This window comes from Sphingomonas panacisoli (genome assembly GCF_007859635.1).
Classification (GTDB): domain Bacteria; phylum Pseudomonadota; class Alphaproteobacteria; order Sphingomonadales; family Sphingomonadaceae; genus Sphingomonas; species Sphingomonas panacisoli.
Genome location: NZ_CP042306.1, coordinates 2,206,873 through 2,221,052, shown reverse-complemented (window position 1 = coordinate 2,221,052; position 14,180 = coordinate 2,206,873). Strand labels below are relative to the sequence as shown.

General features: G+C 67.1%; 11 protein-coding genes. All 11 read left to right on the top strand.

What is annotated here, in order from left to right; translation table 11 throughout:
- Positions 1–4: 4 nt before the first annotated feature.
- The 11 genes from mraY to FPZ24_RS11150 all read left to right on the top strand — a co-directional run bounded on the left by mraY (position 5) and on the right by FPZ24_RS11150 (position 14,022).
- Positions 5–1,084, top strand: a complete 1,080-nt coding sequence (gene mraY, locus FPZ24_RS11200) for a phospho-N-acetylmuramoyl-pentapeptide-transferase (protein WP_146572013.1) — start codon at positions 5–7, stop codon at positions 1,082–1,084.
- Positions 1,081–2,361: a UDP-N-acetylmuramoyl-L-alanine--D-glutamate ligase gene (murD, locus tag FPZ24_RS11195; RefSeq protein ID WP_146572011.1), complete on the top strand. Its 1,281-nt coding sequence runs from the start codon at positions 1,081–1,083 to the stop codon at positions 2,359–2,361. Before mraY ends, murD begins: the two co-directional genes overlap by 4 nt.
- Positions 2,358–3,578 carry an FtsW/RodA/SpoVE family cell cycle protein gene (locus FPZ24_RS11190; protein ID WP_146572009.1) on the top strand — a complete coding sequence of 407 codons (1,221 nt, stop codon included), beginning with the start codon at positions 2,358–2,360 and terminating at the stop codon, positions 3,576–3,578. Before murD ends, FPZ24_RS11190 begins: the two co-directional genes overlap by 4 nt.
- A complete protein-coding gene (gene murG, locus FPZ24_RS11185) occupies positions 3,575–4,738 on the top strand; it encodes an undecaprenyldiphospho-muramoylpentapeptide beta-N-acetylglucosaminyltransferase (protein ID WP_146572007.1) in 1,164 nt (387 codons plus the stop codon). The genes FPZ24_RS11190 and murG overlap by 4 nt, the downstream gene beginning before the upstream one ends.
- A 115-nt stretch (positions 4,739–4,853) precedes the next feature.
- Positions 4,854–6,257 carry a UDP-N-acetylmuramate--L-alanine ligase gene (gene murC, locus FPZ24_RS11180; protein ID WP_146572005.1) on the top strand — a complete coding sequence of 468 codons (1,404 nt, stop codon included), beginning with the start codon at positions 4,854–4,856 and terminating at the stop codon, positions 6,255–6,257.
- A gap of 14 nt (positions 6,258–6,271) precedes the next feature.
- On the top strand, positions 6,272–7,153 hold the full coding sequence (gene murB / locus FPZ24_RS11175) for a UDP-N-acetylmuramate dehydrogenase (protein WP_146574428.1): 882 nt from the start codon (positions 6,272–6,274) through the stop codon (positions 7,151–7,153).
- Positions 7,150–8,073 carry a D-alanine--D-alanine ligase gene (locus FPZ24_RS11170; RefSeq protein WP_186728781.1) on the top strand — a complete coding sequence of 308 codons (924 nt, stop codon included), beginning with the start codon at positions 7,150–7,152 and terminating at the stop codon, positions 8,071–8,073. The genes murB and FPZ24_RS11170 overlap by 4 nt, the downstream gene beginning before the upstream one ends.
- Positions 8,070–8,990 (top strand): cell division protein FtsQ/DivIB, encoded by a 921-nt coding sequence (locus tag FPZ24_RS11165; RefSeq protein WP_146572003.1) that lies wholly within the window; start codon positions 8,070–8,072, stop codon positions 8,988–8,990. The genes FPZ24_RS11170 and FPZ24_RS11165 overlap by 4 nt, the downstream gene beginning before the upstream one ends.
- Positions 8,991–9,000: 10 nt before the next feature.
- Positions 9,001–10,263, top strand: a complete 1,263-nt coding sequence (gene ftsA / locus FPZ24_RS11160; RefSeq protein WP_146572001.1) for a cell division protein FtsA — start codon at positions 9,001–9,003, stop codon at positions 10,261–10,263.
- Positions 10,264–10,378: 115 nt separating this feature from the next.
- Entirely contained in the window at positions 10,379–11,854 is a 1,476-nt protein-coding gene (gene ftsZ, locus FPZ24_RS11155) for a cell division protein FtsZ (RefSeq protein WP_146571999.1), read from the top strand.
- Positions 11,855–11,970: 116 nt separating this feature from the next.
- Positions 11,971–14,022 carry an SPOR domain-containing protein gene (locus FPZ24_RS11150; RefSeq protein WP_146571996.1) on the top strand — a complete coding sequence of 684 codons (2,052 nt, stop codon included), beginning with the start codon at positions 11,971–11,973 and terminating at the stop codon, positions 14,020–14,022.
- Positions 14,023–14,180: the final 158 nt, after the last annotated feature.

Genomic DNA, 14,180 nt, shown 5'->3' with positions numbered 1-14,180 from the left:
TCCGATGCTCTACTGGCTCGCTGCGCAATTCCAGTTCGCCCATGGCTTCAATCTGATCCGGTACCAGACGTTCCGGGTCGGCGCGGCGGTGGCGACGGCGCTGCTGATCGGCCTGATCATCGGCCCCCGCTTTATTGGCTGGCTGCGCGTTCGCCAGGGCAAGGGCCAGCCGATCCGCACCGACGGTCCGCAGTCGCACCTCGCCAAGCGCGGCACGCCGACGATGGGCGGGCTGATGATCCTGACCAGCATGGCGGCCTCGATCCTGTTGTGGATGGACCTCAGCAACCCGTACGTCTGGGCCTGTCTGTTCGTGACGCTCGGCTTCGGGACGATCGGGTTTCTCGACGATTACGACAAGGTACGAAAGGCGAGCACCGCAGGCGTCTCGGGCAGGGTCCGACTGCTCGGCGAGTTCGTCATCGCCGGCATTGCCAGTGCGATCATCGTCCACACTAATGTGCGCAACGGCACGCAGCTCTACCTGCCCTTCTATAACGGCCACGTCATCGATCTCGGCTGGTTCTACATCGCGTTCGCGGCGTTCACGATCGTCGGGTTCGGCAATGCGGTGAACCTGACCGACGGGCTCGATGGGCTCGCGTCGATGCCGGTTATCATCGCCAGCGTGACGCTGATGATCATCGTCTACCTGGCCGGCAACGTGAAGTTCGCTGATTATCTCGGCATTCCGCACATCCCGCGCGTCGGCGACCTCGCGATCTTCTGTGGGGCGATGATCGGGGCCGGCCTTGCGTTTCTGTGGTTCAACGCCCCGCCTGCGGCGGTCTTCATGGGCGATACCGGCAGCCTGGCGCTCGGCGGCGCGCTCGGGGCGATCGCGGTCACCGCGCATCACGAAATCGTGCTCGGCATCATCGGCGGCCTCTTCGTGGTCGAGGCGATGAGCGTCATCATCCAGGTGTTCTGGTACAAGCGCACCGGCAAGCGCGTGTTCAAGATGGCGCCGATCCACCATCATTTCGAACAGCTCGGCTGGGCTGAGAGCACCGTTGTGATCCGTTTCTGGATCGTCGCACTGGTGCTGGCGCTGGCGGGGCTCTCGACGCTCAAGTTGCGGTGATCACGTGCCCCGCCTGGCGCGGCGAACGCTATGCGGTGCTGGGGCTGGCGCGCTCGGGCGCGGCGACGGTGCGCGCGTTGCTGGCGAGCGGGGCTGAGGTCGTTGCCTGGGATAGCGACGAGGCGAAGCGCAACGTCGAGGGCGCGAGCTATGCCGACCCGACGACGATCGATCTGACCGGGTTCGCAGGCGTCGTCGCCTCGCCGGGTGTGCCGCTCAACCGTCATCCGATCGCCGCCAAGGCGCGCGACGCCGACGTGCCCGTCATCGGCGACATCGAACTGTTCGCGCAGGCCCGCGAATACATGCCCTCGCACCGCGTCGTCGGGATCACCGGGACCAACGGCAAATCGACGACCACCGCTTTGATCCATCATATCGTCGAGACCGCCGGCATCTCGGCGCGGCTCGGGGGCAATATCGGCCTGCCGATCCTGGGCGAGGAGCCGTTGCCGCTCGGCGGGATCTACGTGCTCGAACTGTCGAGCTACCAGATCGACCTGACCCACAGCCTCGATTGCGACGTCGCGGTGCTGCTGAACCTCACGCCCGATCATCTCGACCGTTATGACGGGTTCGAGGGCTATGCGGCGTCGAAAGCGCGACTGTTCGCGATGCAATCGAAGGATCACGACGCGGTGATCGGGATCGGCGACGCTGCCTCGGCGGCGATCGCGCGGACCTTGTCGTCGCGCGGCGAGCATCTCCACAAGATCGCGCCCGGCGTATGCATGGACCAGTCGCGCTGGCCCTCGCTGCAGGGACCGCACAATGCGCAGAACGCGCTTGCCGCGATCGCCGCGTGCCAAGCGCTCGGCGTGCCCGAGGCGGCGATCGACGCGGGACTGGAGAGCTTCAAGGGCCTGCCGCATCGGATGGAGCGGGTCGGCGTCGTCAACGGCGTCGCATACGTCAACGACAGCAAGGCGACCAACCCGGATTCGACCGCGCCGGCGCTGGCGGCGTTCGACCGCATCCACTGGATCCTGGGCGGGCAGGCCAAGACCGACAATCTCGACGCGTGCCGACCGTCGTTCGGCCACGTCTGCGCCGCCTATACGATCGGCGAGGCTGGGATGCTGTTTCGCGATCTGCTGTCGAACGATATCCCGACCACTTACGCCGAAAACCTGACCGACGCGCTCGACCTGGCGCGCGCCGCGGCCGAGCCGGGCGACACCGTGCTGCTGTCCCCGGCCTGCGCGTCGTTCGATCAGTTCCGCGACTATGAAGACCGCGGCGATACGTTCCGCGGGCTCGTCGAGGCGATGGCATGAACGACATGCCGCAAAAAGATGGCTTGCTGACGCGCGTCGCTCGGCGTGGCGGGCGGGCGGATCGCTCCGCGCTGGGCTCGTGGTTCTGGGACATCGACTGGCTGCTGCTGATCCTGACCCTGTTCCTGATCGCGATCGGGCTGGTGGCGGTGGCGGCGGCATCGCCGGCGACCGCCCAGCGTTATTCGGACGCGACGCACCATATGCCGGCGCTCTATTATTTCTGGCGGCAGCTGATGTGGGTGTGCGTGTCGCTGCCGGTACTGGTGATCGTGTCGATGCTGCCCGCCGATCAGGCGCGGCGCTTCGCGTTGATCGGGTGCGCGGGGTTTTTGCTCTGCCTGGCGCTGGTGCCGATCGCCGGGGTGACGGTGAACGGCGCGCGGCGCTGGCTCGGTGTCGGGATCGCGCAGTTCCAGCCGTCGGAATTCCTCAAGCCCTGCTTCATCGTCGCGACCGCGTGGCTACTGTCGATGAAGGGCAAGGAGGGGTTGTCAGCGACCGTGCTGATGCTGCTGACCGGCGGGCTGACCGCGGTGGTCGCGGTGCTGCTGATGCTCCAGCCCGATTTCGGCCAGACGGTGGTGTTTTCGCTGGTGTGGATCGCATTGCTGCTGATCTCCGGCATTTCCCCGCGCGTCATCCTGTCGCTAGGCGGGCTGGCGCTGGGCGGCGTGGTGGCGGCGTATTTGTTCTATTCGACGGCGCGCACGCGGATCGACGCCTTCCTGTTCCCCGGATCGGGCGACGGTGCCGAGCATTTCCAGGTCAACGCGGCGCGCGCGACGCTGACCGCGGGCGGCTGGTTCGGCACCGGACCGGGTGGCGGGCAGATGAAGTATCGCCTGCCCGAGGCGCATACTGACTACATTTTCTCGGTGATCGGCGAGGAATTCGGCCTGATCGCCTGTGCCATCGTCGCGATCATCTTCCTGGCGATTGTTGTACGCGTGTTCGTGAAACTGCTGGACGAACAGGACGATTTCCGCCTGCTTGCCGCCGCCGGGCTCGCGATCCAGTTCGGTGCGCAGGCGCTGATCTCGATGGCGGTCAATACCGGCCTCGCCCCGTCAAAGGGCATGACGATGCCGTTCATCAGCTATGGCGGGTCGTCGATGATCGCTTTGTCGGTCGGGATGGGGTTGCTGCTTGCCTTTACCCGCCGGAACCCGTTTGTGCTCCGCTCACCCTATGTCGTGAAATGGAGCGGCGAATGACGAGAGTGCGGCAGTTCGTGCTGGCCGCGGGCGGCACCGGGGGGCACATGGTCCCCGCGGCGGCTTTGGCCGAGGAACTGAAGCGGCGCGGGCATCGCGTCGATCTGATCAGCGACGAGCGCGGCGTGCGTTTTCCGGGGCTGTTCGAGGGCGTCGAGACGCACGTCCTGCCGGCGGGCCGCGTGCAGGGTGGACCGATCGGCTGGTATCGCGCGGGTCGTGCGATGTGGGCCGGCCGCGCGCAGGCGATCGAGCTGTACAGGGAGTTGAAGCCGGCGGCGGTGATCGGGTTCGGCGGCTATCCGGCGCTGCCCGCGCTGATGGCGGCGTTCAACCAAGACATCCCTACCGCGGTGCACGAGCAGAATGCGGTGCTGGGCCGCGTCAATCGGCTGGTCGCGGGGAAGGTAGATGCGATCGCGACCTCGTACGGCAAGGTCGAGCGGCTGGCCGACAAGTATCGCGACAAGGTGACGCTGACCGGCAACCCGGTGCGCGACGAGGTGCTGGCGCTGCGCGATAAGCCCTACCCGCTGCTCGAGGAGGACGGCATCTTTCGCGTACTCGTGACCGGCGGGAGCCAGGGCGCGAGCGTGCTGAGTTCGGTCGTGCCGGACGGGCTCGCGATGCTGCCGGTGCAATTCCGTCGTCGCTTGCAGGTCACGCATCAGGCGCGGGTCGAGGACATCGAGAAGGCTCGCGCCAAGTATGCCGAACTCCAGATCGCCGCAGATCTCGCGACGTATCTGCCCGATCTGCCCGATCATCTCGCCTGGGCGCATCTCGTCATCGCGCGCGCCGGCGCCTCGACCATCGCCGAGCTGACCGCCGCAGGGCGTCCCGCGATCCTGGTACCGCTGCCGACCGCGACCGACGATCACCAGACCGACAATGCGCGCGAGATCGCCGAGGCGGGCGGGGCGCGGGTGATCGCGCAGAGCCAGTTCACGCCGGTCGAACTCGCCAAGCAGATGCAGAAACTCGGGCTCGATCCCGAAGCGCTGACCAACGCCGCCGCCCGTGCACGCTCGTGCGGGCATCCCGACGCCGCGCGCGACCTCGCCGATCTGGTCGAGAACATCAGCAACCCGGCAGGGGACATGCCGGTGGGCGAGGCGCAGCCCGAAACGCCTGGCGGCGGAAAGGTAGCCTACGCATGACGGCGGTTATCGCCCCTCAGCTCCTGTGCTCCGGCGCAGGCCGGAGCGTTGGCCTCATGGTGCGCCGCCCGGCACCCAACGCTCCGGCCTGCGCCGGAGCACAGAAGGTAGTAATATGACCGGCCTGAAGACCGACATCGGTGCGATCCATTTCGTCGGCATCGGCGGCATCGGCATGTCCGGCATCGCCGAGGTGATGCACAATCTCGGCTACAAGGTGCAGGGGTCGGACGTCGCCGAGGGCTATGTCATCCAGGGGCTGCGCGACAAGGGCATCGACGTGAAGATCGGCCATGCCGCCGACAATCTGGGCGACGCGGCGGTGGTGGTGACCAGCACCGCGATCAAGCGCGCCAATCCGGAGGTCGAGGCCGCGCTCGAACGCCGCATTCCGGTCGTGCGTCGCGCGGAAATGCTCGCCGAACTGATGCGGCTGAAGTCGAACGTCGCGGTCGCCGGCACGCATGGCAAGACGACCACCACCTCGATGGTCGCGGCACTGCTCGACGCCGGCGGGATCGATCCGACCGTCATCAACGGCGGGATCATCAATCAATACGGCTCCAACGCGCGGCTCGGCGACAGCGAGTGGATGGTGGTCGAGGCCGACGAGAGCGACGGCAGCTTCCTGCGCTTGGACGGCACGATCGCGGTGGTCACCAACATCGACCCGGAACATCTCGACCATTACGGCAGCTTCGACGCGATCAAGGACGCGTTCGTCCAGTTCATCGAGAACGTGCCGTTCTACGGCGCGGCACTACTGTGCCTCGACCATCCCGAAGTCCAGGCGGTGCTGCCGCGTGTCCGCGACCGGCGCATCGTCACCTACGGCTTCTCGACCCAGGCCGACATTCGCGGCGTCAACGTGACCCCGATCCCCGGCGGCAACCGGTTCGAGGCGATCATCCGCCAGCGCGACGGCACGACGCGCTCGATCGAGCATATCGAACTGCCGATGCCGGGCCGGCACAACGTCCAGAACGCGCTGTCGGCGATCGGCGTCGCGCTCGAAATGGGCGTACCCGACGCGACGATCCAGCAGGGCTTCAAGCAGTTTTCCGGCGTGAAGCGCCGTTTCACCAAGGTCGGCGAGGTCGGCGGCGCGGTCGTGATCGACGATTACGGCCACCACCCGGTCGAAATCCGCGCGGTGCTGGCCGCGGCGCGCGAGGGTGTGTCGAACCGCGTCATCGCCGTGGTCCAGCCGCACCGTTACACGCGGCTCGGCAATCTGATGGAGGACTTCCAGCAGGCGTTCAACGATGCCGACATGGTCTATGTGACGCCCGTCTATGCCGCGGGCGAGCAGCCGATCGAGGGCGTCGATGCGCAGGCCTTGGTCGATGGCCTGAAGCGGCGCGGACATCGTGCCGCGGCAACGATCGGCTCGGCGGAGGAACTCGCGAGCGAACTCGCCAGCGTGGTGCAACCGGGCGACATGATCGTGTGCCTGGGCGCGGGCGACATCACCAAATGGGCGGCGGGCCTCGCCGCCGGGATTGAGGCGGGGCGGTGACCGTCTGCTACGCCATGCCCCCGGTGCGTGGACGCCTGACGCACGGCGCGCCGCTCGCGCCGCTCGTGTGGTTCAAAAGCGGCGGCGCGGCGGAATGGCTGTTCGAGCCGGCGGACGTCGCCGATCTCGAAACCTTCCTCTATGCGCTCGATCCCTCGGTGCCTGTCATGGGCCTCGGGCTGGGCTCGAACATGATCGTGCGCGACGGTGGCGTGCCGGGCGTCGTGGTGCGGCTGGGCAAGGCGTTCGCCAAGGTCGAGCGGCTCGACGACACGACGCTGAAATGCGGCGGCGGGGCTCCGGGCATCCTCGTCACATCGCAGGCGCGCGACGCGGGTATCGGTGGACTGGAGTTCATGCGGTCGATCCCCGGCACCGTGGGCGGGTTCGTGCGGATGAACGGCGGCGCCTATGGCCGCGAGGTGAAGGACGTACTGGTCGAGGCGGAGGTCGTGCTGCGTTCCGGCGAGACGCGGACGCTGGCGCTCGGCGATCTCGGTTACACCTATCGACATAGCGGCCTGCCCGACGGCGCGATCGTCGTCTCGGCAACGTTCCGCGGCCATCCCGAAGAACCTGCGGTCGTTCAGGCCGAAATGGACCGTATCGCCGCTGCACGCGAGGAATCGCAGCCGCTGCGCTCGAAGACCGGCGGATCGACCTTCAAGAATCCGGAAGGCCACAAGGCTTGGCAATTGGTCGATAAAGCGGGGTGTCGCGGCTTGCGCCGGGGCGACGCGCAGGTATCGGAAAAACACTGCAACTTCCTCCTCAACCTCGGCGACGCGACCAGCGCCGACATCGAAGGCCTGGGTGAGGAAGTGCGCGCAAAGGTGAAGGCGGACAGCGGCGTGACGCTCGAGTGGGAAATTCAGCGCGTAGGGGTGTCGGCATGAGTACGCCGTTGCATGTCGTCGTCCTGATGGGCGGCTGGTCGGCCGAGCGCGAAGTGTCGCTGATGTCGGGCAAGGGCATCGTCGCGGCGCTCGAATCGCTCGGGCATCGCGTCACCGCGATCGACATGGATCGCGATGTCGCCGCGAAACTCGCCGCTGCAAAGCCCGACGTTGTGTTCAACGCGCTGCACGGCACGCCCGGCGAGGACGGCAGCGTGCAGGGTATGCTCGAGCTGATGGGGCTGAAATACACGCATTCGGGCCTCGTCACCTCGGTGATCGCGATCGACAAGGTGCTGACCAAGAACGCGCTCGTCCCGCACGGCATCCCGATGCCCGGCGGCCGCATCGTCAAGTCGGCGGAAGTGTTCGAAGGCGATCCGCTCAAGCGGCCCTACGTACTGAAGCCCGTCAACGAAGGCTCGTCGGTCGGCGTCGCCATCGTCACCGACGACGGCAATTACGGCAACCCGATCGGCCGCGACGTGGCGGGACCGTGGCAGGATTTTGAGGAATTACTGGCCGAACCCTATGTCCGCGGGCGCGAGCTGACGACTGCGATCCTGGGCGGCAAAGCGCTCGGCGTGACCGAACTCAAACCCAAGTCGGGCTGGTACGATTACGACGCCAAATATACCGACGGGATGACCGAGCACGTCTTCCCTGCTCAAATCCCGGATCATATCGCCGAGGCGTGCAAGCGCATCGCGCTTGAAGCGCACCGGCTGCTCGGCTGTCGTGGTGCGTCGCGGTCGGATTTCCGCTGGGACGACGAGCGCGGCGAGGACGGGCTGTTCCTGCTCGAGGTCAACACCCAGCCCGGCATGACGCCGCTCAGCCTCGTACCCGAACAGGCCAAGCATCTCGGCATTTCCTATCCCGAACTCGTCCAGATGATCGTCGACGAGGCGCTGGCATGAGCAAGCGCCCGACCAATCGCGGTCGTCCGACCAACCGCAAGAAGAAGGCGTCGATCCTCGACCGCATCCTGGCGCGCATCCCGCTCAGCCATATCGCGCTGCGCCGGATCGCGACCTGGACGATCGTGCTGGTCGCGGGCGGTGCGGTCTATGCGGCTGGAGCGGTGACCGGGGCGAACGCCGCGATCGGGACCGCGCTCGCCGAACAGGTCGGCAAAGCGGGGCTGCGCGTCGAGCAGATCGAAGTGCGTGGCGTGAAGCGGATGGACGTCACCACGGTCTACGCCGTCGCGCTCGACCAGAAATCGCGCGCGATGCCGCTGGTCGATCTCGAACTCGTCCGCGACCGGTTGCTGCAATATGGCTGGGTACAGGATGCGCACGTGTCGCGGCGACTGCCCGACACGCTGCTGATCCGCATCGTCGAGCGCACGCCCGCCGCGGTGTGGCAGGACAAAGGGCAGTTGAGCCTGATTGATCGCGACGGCGTCTATCTCGAACCGGTGTCGTCGGACGCGATGCCCGACCTGCCGCTGGTGATCGGCCCCGGCGCCGACCGGCAGGAACCGGCCTATCAGACGCTGATGGTCGCCGCTCCCGCGCTCAAGCCAAAGGTCCGCGCCGCGACATGGGTCGGCAACCGGCGCTGGGACCTGCTATTCGACACGGGCGAGACGCTGTCATTGCCCGAGGGTGACGACGAAGCCGCCAAGGCGCTCAAATTGTTTGCCGAAAAGGATGGCACGAGCAAATTGCTTGGCAGCGGCTATGTGAAGTTCGATCTGCGCGATCCGACGCGGATGGTGGTACGCAAGAGCAATCAAGGGAGTGGGCAGGGGACGCCCACGCCGAAACCGACGTCGACCGCGAAGCCGACGACGACAACGAACCGCGCGCCGACGCGCGACGACGTGTAAGGGGGAGTATATGGCAAAGGCTGGACCGGAAGGACTGATCACCGCGCTCGATATCGGGTCGTCGAAGGTCTCCGCGATGATCGCGCAGAAGGGCGATGGCGGCGAGCTGATCGTGCTCGGCACCGGCCAGCGCGAGAGCCGCGGGGTCAAGCGCGGCTGCATCGCCGATATGGGCGCGACCGAGGTCGCGGTGCGCGAAGCGGTCGAACAGGCGGAACGGATCGCGCAGACCAATATCGAGAATGTCTGGGTCGGGTTTTCGGCGGGCGGCCTCGTCAGCGACGTCGCCTCGATCGAGTTTGAGATGGGCGGGCACCGGATCGAGCAGTCCGATATCGATGCGCTGCTGCGCGCCGGGCGGGAATCGATCGACCCGGCGGGGCGGATGGTGCTCCACGCGCAGCCGGCGCTCTACACGCTTGACGGACTGACCGGGGTCAAGGATCCGCGCGGCCTGCATGCCGATCGGCTGGGCGTCCATATCCACGTCGTCGCCGCCGACGGATCGCCGGTGCGCAACGTGGGCCTGTGCGTCGCCAAGTCGCACCTGGAGGTGAAGTCGATCATCGCCGCCCCGGTCGCGACGGGCCTCGCCTGTTTGAGCGCGGAAGAGCGCGAACTCGGCACCGCGCTGGTCGAAATGGGCGCGGGGATCACCAACGTCTCGCTGTTCGCGGGCGGGATGCTGGTCGGGCTGACCACGATCCAGATGGGCGCGGCGGACATTACCGACGACATCGCCTCGACCTTCGGCGCGAGCCGTACCCAGGCCGAACGGATCAAATGTTTCCACGGCTGTGCGAACGCGACACCGCGCGACAATCACGAGGTGATCGAGATCACGCCGCTGTCCGAGGATGGCGCGAGCGAGGGGCCGCGCATCACCAAGGCGCAGCTGATCGCGGTGATCCGCACGCGGCTGGAAGTGCTAATGGGCGAGATCGGCAAGGCGCTGACCGCGATGAAGTTCGACGGCAATGTCGGGCGTCAGGTCGTGCTGACCGGCGGCGGGGCGGAACTGAAGGGCATCGCCGATTATGCGCAGTCGTCGCTGGGCCGATCGGTGCGCGTAGGCCGGCCGCGCGGGCTGGCTGGACTGCCCGATGCGCATTCCGGACCGGCGTTCGCGACGCTCGCTGGGCTTATCCATCACGCCGCGACGAACCCGATCGATCTTCGTGCGTTGGCGGCGGATGAACGGCAACTCGTACACAAGCCATCGCCATTTTCGATGGTCCGTCGCCTGATCCGCACGGCTCGGGCGAATTATTAACAAAATAAGTCACCGAACCCCTAATTGTGGTGGATAGTATAGGGGGGATGGTGCAAGAAGTTGTGGGCATAGGGCGTTCCCGCCCATTTTCGGGAACATGACGGAGACAGGTGACATGGTCGAATTTCTTCCGCCGGAAGTTGACGAGTTGACCCCGCGAATCGCGGTGATCGGTGTGGGTGGCGCGGGCGGCAACGCGATCGCGAACATGATGAAGAACGACGTCCAGGGCGTCGACTTCCTGGTCGCCAACACCGACGCCCAGGCGCTCAAGCAGAGCCAGGCGGGGCAGAAGATCCAGCTCGGCGCGAAGATCACCCAAGGCCTCGGCGCAGGCAGTCGGCCGGAGATCGGCCGTGCGGCGGCGGAAGAGACGATCGACGCGGTCGCCAAGACGCTCGAGGGTAGCCACATGTGCTTCATTGCGGCCGGTATGGGTGGCGGCACCGGCACCGGTGCGGCCCCGGTCATCGCCAAGGCGGCGCGCGACGCGGGCATCCTGACCGTCGGCGTCGTGACCAAGCCGTTCGCATTCGAAGGCAATCGCCGCGCGAAGGCGGCCGAGGCGGGCATCGAAGAGCTGCAAAAGTATGTCGATACGCTGATCGTCATCCCTAACCAGAACCTGTTCCTGGTCGCCAACGCCAACACGACCTTCAAGCAAGCGTTTGAAATGGCCGACGAAGTGCTGCAGCAGGGCGTGCGCGGCATCACCGACCTGATGGTCATGCCCGGCCTGATCAACCTCGACTTCGCCGACGTCCGTTCGGTGATGCAGGAAATGGGCAAGGCGATGATGGGTACCGGCGAGGCCGAGGGCGACAACCGCGCCATCGAAGCCGCGTCGAAGGCGATCGCAAACCCGCTGCTCGACGGTGTCAGCATGAAGGGCGCGAAGGGCGTCATCGTGTCGATCACCGGCGGCGAGGACATGCGCCTGCTCGAAGTCGACGAAGCAGCGAACCATATCCGCGAGCTGGTCGACGAAGACGCCAACATCATCTGGGGCTCGGCGTTCAACCCCGACCTGGAAGGCAAGATCCGCGTTTCGGTCGTCGCGACCGGGATCGAGGCCGACGCCAATGCGGTTGCCGCCGCCGAGCCGGCCACCCGCGCCTTCTCGTTCGGCCGTCGCAGCGAAGCGGTTGCGCCGGTGTCGGTGCCGGAAGCGCCCGCCGCCGTCGAACCGACGCACGAGCCCGAAGTCACCGCGGCCGCCGATCCGATCGTCGACACCGCAGCGGACGACGAGCCGCTCGAACTGTCGGCGCCGGTCGTCGAGCCGACTGCCGAGGACGGGCTGGACACGCCGACCGCCGATACCGACGAGCTGGTGCTCGATGCCGGCGCAGAGGTCGAGCCGGCACAGCCGACCCGCCTGACGTTCGGTGACGACGATTACGTCAACGATCGCGGCGCAACCATCGCGACGGGCGAGGAAGAAACCCCGGCGCCCAAGGTCAAGCTGGGCGGCACCTTGTTCGAGCGGATGCAGAACGTCGCACGCGGTGCGTTCGGCGAGTCCGAGCCGGAAGCCGAGAAGGATTCGCTGGATATCCCGCGTTTCCTGCATCGCCAGAACAACCAGTAATTGTCTCATCCTGAAACGGGGTGTGACGGTTCGTCGCCGTCGCGCCCCGTTTTGGCGTTTGTGACCCAGCCAATCATTTCCCGTTCAGCCAGCGATCGGCTTAAGCTACACCCCAGATGATGTTGCGCCGGACCCTGACCTTTGCCGCGCTCGGTTTTGCGGTGGCGGGTGGCGCACAGGCGCAGACCGCGAGCGAGAATCGTGACGCCGATGCGCTCGCTGCCGACATGCGGCTGCTGGCCGCCAACCCGCTCGATATCGAAGCGCTGATCACCGCGGGTGAGCTGACGCTGCGGATGGGCGACAGCACCGCGGCGGCGACCTTCTTCGGCCGCGCCGAGAAGCTCGACCCCAACAATCCCCGGATCAAGGCAGGCTGGGGCAGCATCATGGTCCGCGCCGAGCGCCCCGGCATGGCGCTGATGCGGTTCCAGGAGGCCGAGCGGCGCGGGCTGAGCCCCAGCAAATATGCCGGCGATCGTGGGCTCGCCTACGATTTGATCGGCGAGCAGGAGCGGGCGCAGCGCGACTATCGCCTGGCGTTGCGTGATGGCGCCGATGATGAGGTGACGCGGCGTTACGCCCTGTCGCTCGGCATTTCGGGGAAGAAGGACGACGCGCTCAAGCTGCTCGACCCTTTGATCAAGACCGGCGATCGCGCGGCATGGCGCGACCGTGCGTTCATCCTGGCGATGAGCGGCGACACGGCGGGCGCCGAGAAGATCGCCGAGACAATGATGTCGCCGGGGCTCGGCGCGGGCCTGACGCCCTTCTTCCGCCGCCTGCCTCAGCTTGCCGCGGCCGATCGCGCGTTCGCGGTGACGTTCGGCGAAACTCGCGCGACGCCAGAGCGAGTCGCCGACGCGCAGTTGGTGCCGCAATTGCCGCGACTCGGCCCCGATCCGTACGCGCCCAAGCCGGTTGTCGCGCCACCGCCGGTGGTGCTGGCGTCGGTCGATGACGGACGCAAGCGCAAGAAGCGCAAGAAGGACGAGCAGGCGCTCGCCGCGCGAACACCGGTCGTCGCCAAGCCGGTCGAGGTCGCCGCTGTCGCACCGCCGGTCTATGTTCCGCCGCGCGCGACGCCGACGCCAACCCCGGCAACGCTGCCGCCGCCGGTCCGTGTCGCAGCGGTTGCGCCGAGCCCGGTTCCCGCACCTGCACCTGTTCCGGCCCCGGCGCCGACGCCAACGCCAGCCGTAGCGGCCGTGGCGCCCCCGCCGACGCCTGCGCCGACTCCGAACCCGGTGAGCGTCGGCGCGGCGATGCCGTCGAGCTCCGCACCGGCACCAGCGCCCGCCACTCCTGCGCTAAATCCGGCCCCGACCGCGCCGGTCGAAGTCGCGGCGAATACGCCGATCGCGACCCCCGCCGAACCGATCCCCGGCACCGCCGACCAACCGAGTGCCGCGGAAGCCGGCGTGCCGCAGCCGACCGCCACCGCACGGGTCAGCGAGGACACCGTGCTCGCGCGGATCGTCGCCGGGCTCGACAAGCCGCCGCCCGCGCCGACGCCGAAACCTCGTCCGGTACCCGCCGTTGCGCCGGCGGCGGCGCCCGCCGAGGTCAAGGTCAAGCCGGTCGAGGAGGCCAAGCCCGCGACGACGCGCACGCGCAAGCCTTCGAAAAGCGAGATAGCCGACGCCGCGGTGGAGTCCGCGAAGGGCAAGATGCCGAAGCTCGACGCGCGGGGCCGGCCGATCAAGGTCGCCGCTGACGATGACGAACCCCCGCTCGACAAGAATGGCTGCCCGATCCCGCCCAAGCCGGTGAAGGGCAAGGTCGCAGCGCCCGTAAAGTTCAAAAAGCCGATGACCGCGCGCGAAAAGGCGAACGACGCACGCTGCAAGACCGCGACCGCCAAGGCCAAGGCGGACGCCGAAACCAAGGGCGAGCCCGCGCGCGTCTGGGTCCAGGTCGCGGGCGGCGCGAACGAGGGCGACCTGCGTAAGGCTTGGGCTGCGCTGCAGTCGAAGGCGCCCGACCTGTTCCGCGGCCGCCAAGGCTGGAGCACGCCGCTCCGCGCCACCAACCGCGTCCTGACCGGGCCGTTCAAGGACAGCGACGAGGCGCAGGCGTTCGTCAACCGCATGAGTAAGGCCGGGCTGTCGGGCTTCGTCTTCACGAGCACCAAGGGGCAGAAGATCGATCGGTTGGGGGCTAAATAGGCGTCATGCTCCCCTCCCTGGAAGGGAGGGGCTGGGGGTGGGTGGAAGTATCGCGATACCGCCATCGTCACATCTTGACGTCGCGTCTCGCCACGCCTCGACCCACCCCTGACCCCTCCCTTGCAGGGAGGGGAATATTGGCCGCAAGTATCGGTTAG

Bases quoted from the DNA above. Each gene is read 5' to 3' on its own strand.
- murC (WP_146572005.1), top strand. From the start codon at position 4,854: ATGACCGGCCTGAAGACCGACATCGGTGCGATCCATTTCGTCGGCATC.
- mraY (WP_146572013.1), top strand. From the start codon at position 5: ATGCTCTACTGGCTCGCTGCGCAATTCCAGTTCGCCCATGGCTTCAAT.
- FPZ24_RS11165 (WP_146572003.1), top strand. From the start codon at position 8,070: ATGAGCAAGCGCCCGACCAATCGCGGTCGTCCGACCAACCGCAAGAAG.
- FPZ24_RS11170 (WP_186728781.1), top strand. From the start codon at position 7,150: ATGAGTACGCCGTTGCATGTCGTCGTCCTGATGGGCGGCTGGTCGGCC.
- murB (WP_146574428.1), top strand. From the start codon at position 6,272: ATGCCCCCGGTGCGTGGACGCCTGACGCACGGCGCGCCGCTCGCGCCG.
- murG (WP_146572007.1), top strand. From the start codon at position 3,575: ATGACGAGAGTGCGGCAGTTCGTGCTGGCCGCGGGCGGCACCGGGGGG.
- ftsA (WP_146572001.1), top strand. From the start codon at position 9,001: ATGGCAAAGGCTGGACCGGAAGGACTGATCACCGCGCTCGATATCGGG.
- ftsZ (WP_146571999.1), top strand. From the start codon at position 10,379: ATGGTCGAATTTCTTCCGCCGGAAGTTGACGAGTTGACCCCGCGAATC.
- FPZ24_RS11190 (WP_146572009.1), top strand. From the start codon at position 2,358: ATGAACGACATGCCGCAAAAAGATGGCTTGCTGACGCGCGTCGCTCGG.
- FPZ24_RS11150 (WP_146571996.1), top strand. From the start codon at position 11,971: ATGATGTTGCGCCGGACCCTGACCTTTGCCGCGCTCGGTTTTGCGGTG.